This is a genomic window from Cochleicola gelatinilyticus, assembly GCF_001637325.1.
Classification (GTDB): domain Bacteria; phylum Bacteroidota; class Bacteroidia; order Flavobacteriales; family Flavobacteriaceae; genus Cochleicola; species Cochleicola gelatinilyticus.
This window is the reverse complement of sequence record NZ_LRXL01000017.1, coordinates 1-7,425: the sequence shown is the minus strand read 5'-3', so window position 1 is coordinate 7,425 and position 7,425 is coordinate 1. Positions and strand designations below refer to the sequence as shown.

Here is a 7,425-nt window from a genome sequence, read left to right as displayed (position 1 = left end):
ATTTCCATTAAGTTTCCGCTTCGGTTTCGCTGCGAACGATTTTAAGTCAGAAGTTTTATTTGGCGTTCAGATTGCGTGCGGCTTGTCAGTTCAGCGTAATCTTTTAGTTTCAGTTGCGAAATGCTTGGAGAATATTACGTCACGGGAGCCATCGTGCATAACGTTGTTGTATATGGTTTGTTGCGTGTTTCTAGCAACTAATTTAATAAATAATTACCGACTAAGAAAGTCCGCGAGGACTTTCGCAAGTAGGCAAGAAGCTAGCAATAAATTATATACAGTGTTGGCAGTAGTTTTTATCTTTTCATTTCTACTTCCATTATTCCTTGTCCGTTTTCTTCTAAATATTTTAACAAGACTTCTTGAAAAGCGCCAGTTCCATTGTCGCTATTAGTGAATATTATAAGACCTTGTTTTGTCTTTGGTATAATAAAAGCGATTGTATGTACTCCTATATCATCTCCTCCGTGAACCATTGCAAAATCCTTATTTGAATTAATATTTTCATCAATCCACCAACCTAAACCAAAATGTTTAAAATCGTTTATTCTAACCTGTTCAGATACAATCTCTTTAAATAAATTTTTGGATAGACCAGCTCCATTTACTAGATAATTTACGAATGTTGTATAGTCTTCAATAGTTGTTAATAAATCATCTGCTCCATTTGCAGTATTGTTTTTTAAGATAGGATATAATTCTCCTCCTTTTTCTGTGTGCCATTTTGCAAACCTAGATTCGTATTGTTCTTTCCAAACAAAATTAGTATTAAACATTTTAAGAGGCTTAAAGATTAATTCGTCTGCCAATTGCTGTATACTTTTATTGAATTTCTTTTCCAATACCTTTCTTAAGTATTCAAATCCTTCTCCTGAATATTGATATTTTGTTCCTGGCTCAAATTCAAAACTTAATTTACCATTTTCATTATTTCCTCTCCAATTAGAAAATCCTGTTTGATGGCTTAAAATAATTCTTGCTGTTAGTTTTTTTGCTCTTGGGTCATTAATTATGTCTGGATCTATATAATATTTATATAAATCTTCATCTAAACTTAATTTACCTGAATCAATTAGTTTTAAGGCTACAAAAGCAGTAATTGGTTTAGCTAATGAAGCAACATTCCAAATCGTGTTTTTGGGTGCTGTTTTTCCTTTTTCTAATTCGCCAAAAACACTAATTTGTTTAATCTTTCCATCTTCAATATATCCAATTCCTAATGCAGGAATGCTCTTTTGCTCTAGCCATCTTTCTGTTTCTTCCTTGTCGCTAAATAATAATTTGCTGTCAATTGGCCTGTCAATGTCTTTATGGTCATAACTTAAGCCTTTACTTAATTTCCAACTTCCATTTTCAAGAATCCATAAGTGAGTAAATTTTGCTTCACTTGTTAAGTATTCTTCTTTGTTTTTTTCTATAGCATAGAAACTATGTGTACCTGTTTGAATTGCACCATATAAAACGCCATTATTATTTAAAGGAAAAATGTCCAATGATTTTTTATCTATTATTCTTTTTGGTTTATAGTCTAACTTACAAAGTCCATTTTCTATTTTTTGAATAAATTCAGCCTTTGATTTTGTAATTCCTGCTTGGTCGTGATAAAACTCGAAGTTATCACTTACTAGTTCTTTAAATTGTATGATGTCACAATTATTAAAACCAATATTAAAAAGAAGACTATCTTTTTCTTTTATTGTTTTGTTTAGTTTAGATGATTTTTCAACTTGAGCATTTGCTAATATTGTTATGAATAATAGAAGAATTAGTATGAAATGTTTTTTCATTATTTGAATTTTATATTTGATGCAAAATTCATTTTTTCTTTTAAGAAAGCGAGAAAATAACCTGACAAATTCCCGACAATAAATTGTCGTGTTTATAATATATTGAAATTCAGGCAAATATACAGCTTGTTGTTTTTTTCTATTTCTGCTGTGTTTCTAATAACAACATATAGGTTGATTATTATTAAAGTTAGCATAACAAGCGGAATGATTTCTTTACTAAAAGAAAACCACTTTGATAAAAAAGCAACTAATATTGTGACAATTAGGAAAGACAATGTCCATAATATTTGAATAGAAACGATTTGTTTTGTAACAGTATTGATTTCCTTTTTCCAACGCATAAAAATTAGTGGTATAATTATGCTACCAAAAGGAACTATCAGCAATATTATAGAAGATAAATTAATATATTTAGTAAGTTGTTTGTTGATTTTTTCGGGCTCTTTATTTTCTTTTAATAAATCTTCTTTGCTTATTCCTAATGTTTTAGATAAACTTTCTAATGTATACCCTTTTGGTTTTACACCAGATTCTATTCTTTGTATAGTTCTTACAGAAATACCTGATTTTGTAGCCAACTCTTCTTGGGTTAAGTTTAGTTTTTCTCTATGCTCTAAAAGTGTCGACATTTTTAAATTTAGTTTTAAAGTTTAGCAATCTCTGTCTCGGTTCTCAAATTACTGCCAACGGTCTTGGGTATGCGCAGTGCGGGAGTAAGCTTTCACTTTCTGTTCTAGCCGGCACTGAGCCAAAACTTTTTATTTTGTTATTATTTTTTAGTGTCAAATAGCCAAATCAAAAGATTTGGCGGGTTAACCAAAGATACCTTTAATTTTCGAACAAGCTCAAACCCCCGCATTGCGCATTACCCATTGTTGCCCACAGTATTTTTCGAAACGTAATGTTTTCAATGCTTTGATAAATTCCGCTTGAGTTTTTTCGTTTAAATACCATCCATAGAATCCAATTCCGATTTTATTATATTTTTCTTTGCTACCAGTTAAACTGTCAATATATATTCCAGTTCCTCCGTAACCCTTGTTTCTAGGTGTAATTATTTTTGCTTTGAAACAATCAATAGAGTCTAATTCAGTTTGGTACTGCAAGTATTCTTTAAAATCGACATCTGTTTTAAACAAATCGTCGACAATTAGATGTTTGGTTTTCGGTAATAATTGGCGTTCTTTCTTTGTGAGTTCTGCTAATCCGATAGAATCATAAACCATTGGAAAATCACTTCTACTTAAATCAGCAGAGTATCTTCCAAAATCAAAATTTAACGAATCGTTTTTATCCGTTATTATTCCGCCAACATAACTATCAATTCCTTTTCTTTCGTATTTATTCCATTTTTCAGGAACGGTAATTTTAAATTGTCCAAAGTCAATAACCTTATATTTCGGACTTGCACAAGAGCACATCAGAAGTATGATTATTATTGACAGCAGTTTTTTCATATTGTGGGCAACGGTTTGGGTATGGCTCGTTGCGTGTTAAAAGGTACGGACTTTTATAATTAGCACGAGCAGAAATTTTTACATTTTGTTTTTAATTTTTACCTGCAAAAGCCAAATTTAAAAATTTGGCGGATTCGCAAAATTTCCCTAACCTTCGATTAAACCACGACCTAGCTATGAGTTATACCCGTTGTTGGAGATAGTTATTTATTTTTTATAACATTAAAAATTTCCTTTATGACACCTCCTGAAATTCTATTAGAATAAAATTTAAGAATCTCCTGATGATGTTTTTCTAATATTTCAATTGTTAAAATATTTTTCGGAGAAGAGAAAGTCTTAATAACATTTTCTTTTTCCAAAATTTTCAATAAAGAGTCTAGCTTTATAAATTTTCTTTGATACAATTGATTTACTTTAGGATAAATTTTTCTCACTACAATCCCATTGCTACAAAAATGAGAGAAAAATTGATGTAAATCCGATATAATTTTACTGTCTTTATTTTTGTTGAGGAATTTAGATTCTGAAATCACTCTTTTAAATGATTCATCAGAACCTTTTATATTTACAAAATTAGATTCCTTTGCGCCCGTATTAATTTTTTTACTCTTGTGAATTTTATAAAAACTAGAATTGTAGAACTTTGTGTTTATATCAAATTTACATTCCCAAAAGTAATCATAAGAACTTATATACGCGTTTTCAAAAATAGTATTAGAGAAATCAAATATTATTTTATTATTATCATTACAGGATAAATCAATTATATTAAGAGATTCTATTACTCCATCAGTTTTTCCAAAAAATTCAACCAATAATTTTGTGTTTAATTCACTATTATAATCATTATTTATTACATTATTTTTTAATAAAATTATAAAAAGAGAGGAGATAGATTTGTTTTTTGCTACTGTACTGATATCGGACTTACTTTTAATTTCTTCTTGAAGAACTAAGAATCTATAAACTAAATCTTCTTGTTCAATACTAATTCTTTCAGATATATCGGAAGTAAAAGAGGAATTAAAGGAGATTAGATTTAAAAATATATCAATGTGATTATTATTAATTTTTAAATCATTTGTATTAAATAGATTATTAAGATATATACTTTTTATATGATTTTTGAAAAAATCATATTTAAACTTAATGAAATCACTTGAGCTATCAATAATAGGATGAGATAAAAAACTTTCAATCTGTCTATCGTTAATATCTATTTTTTTTAATCTCTTGCAAACACTGTGAAATTCATTCTTCTGAATATTTTTATTTGCAATTTCATAGAACACTGCTAATTGTTGATCTACAGCTACTTGTTCTGTTCTCTGCTCTTCCCTTACGCAAAGTTTACCAAGTATAAAATCATTTTTTATATCCTGTTTTAAAATAATTGAGTTAAAATCTGGATCGTAATAATCCCCATTTTCTGTAGAATCTTCAATTATAAAAGAAACACATTCTAGCGCGTATGGTATAAAGTCATTGTTTGATATGTCTCCTAAAATTGATTCGGAGATTTTCATAGCCTTCTTTACTAATTTAGGAGAATTAGGATACAAGTTGTTAAAATATTCTAAAGCTTTATTCTTGTCAAATGGTAAAATTTCGATTTCTTGTGTGTTTGGAAATGAAGATTTTGAGATATTCCAAAAATGATTACGTGAGGTAAGTATAACTTTCCCATTTCCTACACCATCAGTAAAATTTTGTATTGTTTCAAAGAAGTTCGTAATATTAAATCGCTCTCCAAGTCTAGATATTATCTCGTCTAAGCCATCAATTATTATAACTAGATTTCCGTTATCAATGTTAATTCTGAATAAATCATAACTTAAAGAAGGAGCGGAATTTTTACTTACACTACTTTCATAAAAAGAATACAAATTAATATTATCATTATTATGTGTTAAATGTAAGATGGAGCTTGAAATTTTTAGTGCGTCAATATAGATAGCTTTGGTTTTGTTAGCACTATTATTAATCCTATTTGTTAATTCCTTCGCAAGTGTTGTTTTGCCTATTCCCCCAGAACCAGTAATAATCAAAGTTGGAGAGTTTTTTTTATATAACCAATTATCAAAAAAATTAAAATTATCAAATTTCTTTTTTTGATAGGATAAATTTGGAGGAATAAAAGATGTGTTTTTATATGTTTGTTTATTATTAAAATAAGAACATGTCAAATTCTCCCATATAAAATCATCTATGTAAAATATATTGGTGTCCTTACTCACTAGTTTTTTTATATAATCTATTCTTTTTTCTTGAACATATCGCTTTCTTTTTTGATAAAGAATAAAGTATTCTTCGTTATTTTTTATAAAGTTTTCATGGATAAATTCTAGGGTATTTTTAATATAGATATTTTCATAAAGATAGACACAAAAGATGCTGGATCCAGTTAAATTTTTTAGTTCATAAAGTTCAAAACCTATCTTGTTTTTCTCATAACTCTCAACTTTATGAAAGTTTGAATTGTATAATTTTAAAATTGTTTCTACGTCAGAATATTTTTTAATTAAATCCTGTTCTTTTTCCTTAATTTCAATATAATTATCGAAAAAGAATGTATCTATAATATGTGATACTTCTTTAGCATCAAAAATTTTATTCAAGGAATTTTCTATTGGTAATTTAGAATTAGTTATTTCATTAAAAGCAATAGTTGTTACGGGAATTTTTAGCTCAATTGCTTTATTCAAAAAATCATTCTGATCGTAAGAAGAACAATTGTGTTTTTCATAATTTTCACTATATAGTACAATTAAAGAATCAATATCATTTGGTAAGGATTTATTGTAGGATATATTATTTTCTTTTGAAAATATTAGATTATTTGAAACAACATCTATTTGATTCTTTTTTAATTGTCCGATTATTGATTTTGCTAAAACAGTATCTTGTTCAACAAATGAAATTCCAATTTTTACTCTCCTAAGATATGTTTTATCGTTTTCAATAAATAACCTTTCATTTTCAAAAACGAACCTATTTAAAATCAATGTATGTTGCTCTAAAATATTTATTATTTTTGATATATTATCCTCCTTTAGTGCTTTTACAGCCAACTCTTCTAAAGCGCTAAAACGTGAATCTAAATTGGCATCTCTTTCAGGTCCAAATAAATTTTCTTCGATTAAATTTCCTATAAACGGAATTATTTTAATCAATTCAGATACATTCCTTTTCTGAAATTCTTTATTATTCTGTATTTTCTTCGCTAGGCGCTTGAATTCTGATATTTCGTTCATCTGTTATAATTATCTCCAACGGTTTTGTGTATGATTAGTGGCGTGTTTAAGCACCTAATTTAGCAAATAAAAACCAGATAGAAAATCCGCGAGGATTTTCGTAAGTAGGCGAGAACCAGCCATTAATTATACACGGTGTTGTACCACGTATTTTTTTACGACACCCAAGTTCCTTTTATTTTGTCAATTTTCCAATTTCCGTTTTCGTCTTTTCTAATAAAAATTCGACAGCCACTTCCATTTAGGCGACCTTTTGCAAAGCCTGCATTCAGTACTCCGAACGATTTTGTATTATCAAATAAAATTCGAGAAAATGATAATGAACCTTTAAAGTTGAAATCATATTTAGTTGTCCAAAATTCACGTCTTTCTGGAAATTCAGATAATGGTTTATACCTTAATTTTCTATTATCCGATTTTAGCTTGTCAAAATCCACTTTAAATCCGCTTTCCAGTTCAAAGTCTTTTGAGTCAACAACAAGTTTTTGGTCATTAAAATGATTTATCAATTCATACATATCTTCTCTTTCAAATCGGTTTATTGAATCAGGAAAAGCTATGTAAATCAAAGTCGTATCATTGATTATTGAATCTCGTCTTTCTTTCCAGTTATTTAGTTTAATTCGATAATCATCTGACTTTTCCCATTGCTCAAGTGCTTTGTTATATCCATTTTTTGTATCAAAACCTTTTTCATTCAGATAGTCTGGTGAAGGTGGTGGTGGCGTTGGAATTAGTCGAATGTCATCATACATTTTTGCTGAAAGTTCTGGAAATAAATCATAGAACACTTTTTGCTCAAATTCCAAATCGGTTTGTTCAGTTTTTTTCTGTTCACAATTAAGTAAAGAGAAAGAAATCATCAGTAAAATCAGTATTTGAGGCAGTTTTGTCATATGTGGTACAACGGTTTGCATAAGA

Annotated in this window: 5 protein-coding genes; all 5 read right to left on the bottom strand. The window is 28.6% G+C overall.

What is annotated here, in order from left to right; translation table 11 throughout:
* Positions 1-296: 296 nt before the first annotated feature.
* Positions 297-1,787, bottom strand: a complete 1,491-nt coding sequence (locus tag ULVI_RS01815) for a serine hydrolase (RefSeq protein WP_068589025.1) — start codon at positions 1,785-1,787, stop codon at positions 297-299.
* A 92-nt stretch (positions 1,788-1,879) separates the two neighbouring features.
* On the bottom strand, positions 1,880-2,419 hold the full coding sequence (locus ULVI_RS01810; RefSeq protein WP_068589022.1) for a helix-turn-helix domain-containing protein: 540 nt from the start codon (positions 2,417-2,419) through the stop codon (positions 1,880-1,882).
* Between the two features lie 216 nt (positions 2,420-2,635).
* Positions 2,636-3,247 (bottom strand): hypothetical protein, encoded by a 612-nt coding sequence (locus ULVI_RS01805; protein WP_157632547.1) that lies wholly within the window; start codon positions 3,245-3,247, stop codon positions 2,636-2,638.
* Positions 3,248-3,450: 203 nt separating this feature from the next.
* Positions 3,451-6,504: an NACHT domain-containing protein gene (locus ULVI_RS01800; protein WP_068589017.1), complete on the bottom strand. Its 3,054-nt coding sequence runs from the start codon at positions 6,502-6,504 to the stop codon at positions 3,451-3,453.
* A 155-nt stretch (positions 6,505-6,659) separates the two neighbouring features.
* On the bottom strand, positions 6,660-7,425 hold a 766-nt coding region (locus tag ULVI_RS15505; protein WP_317039814.1), incomplete at its 5' end, for a hypothetical protein.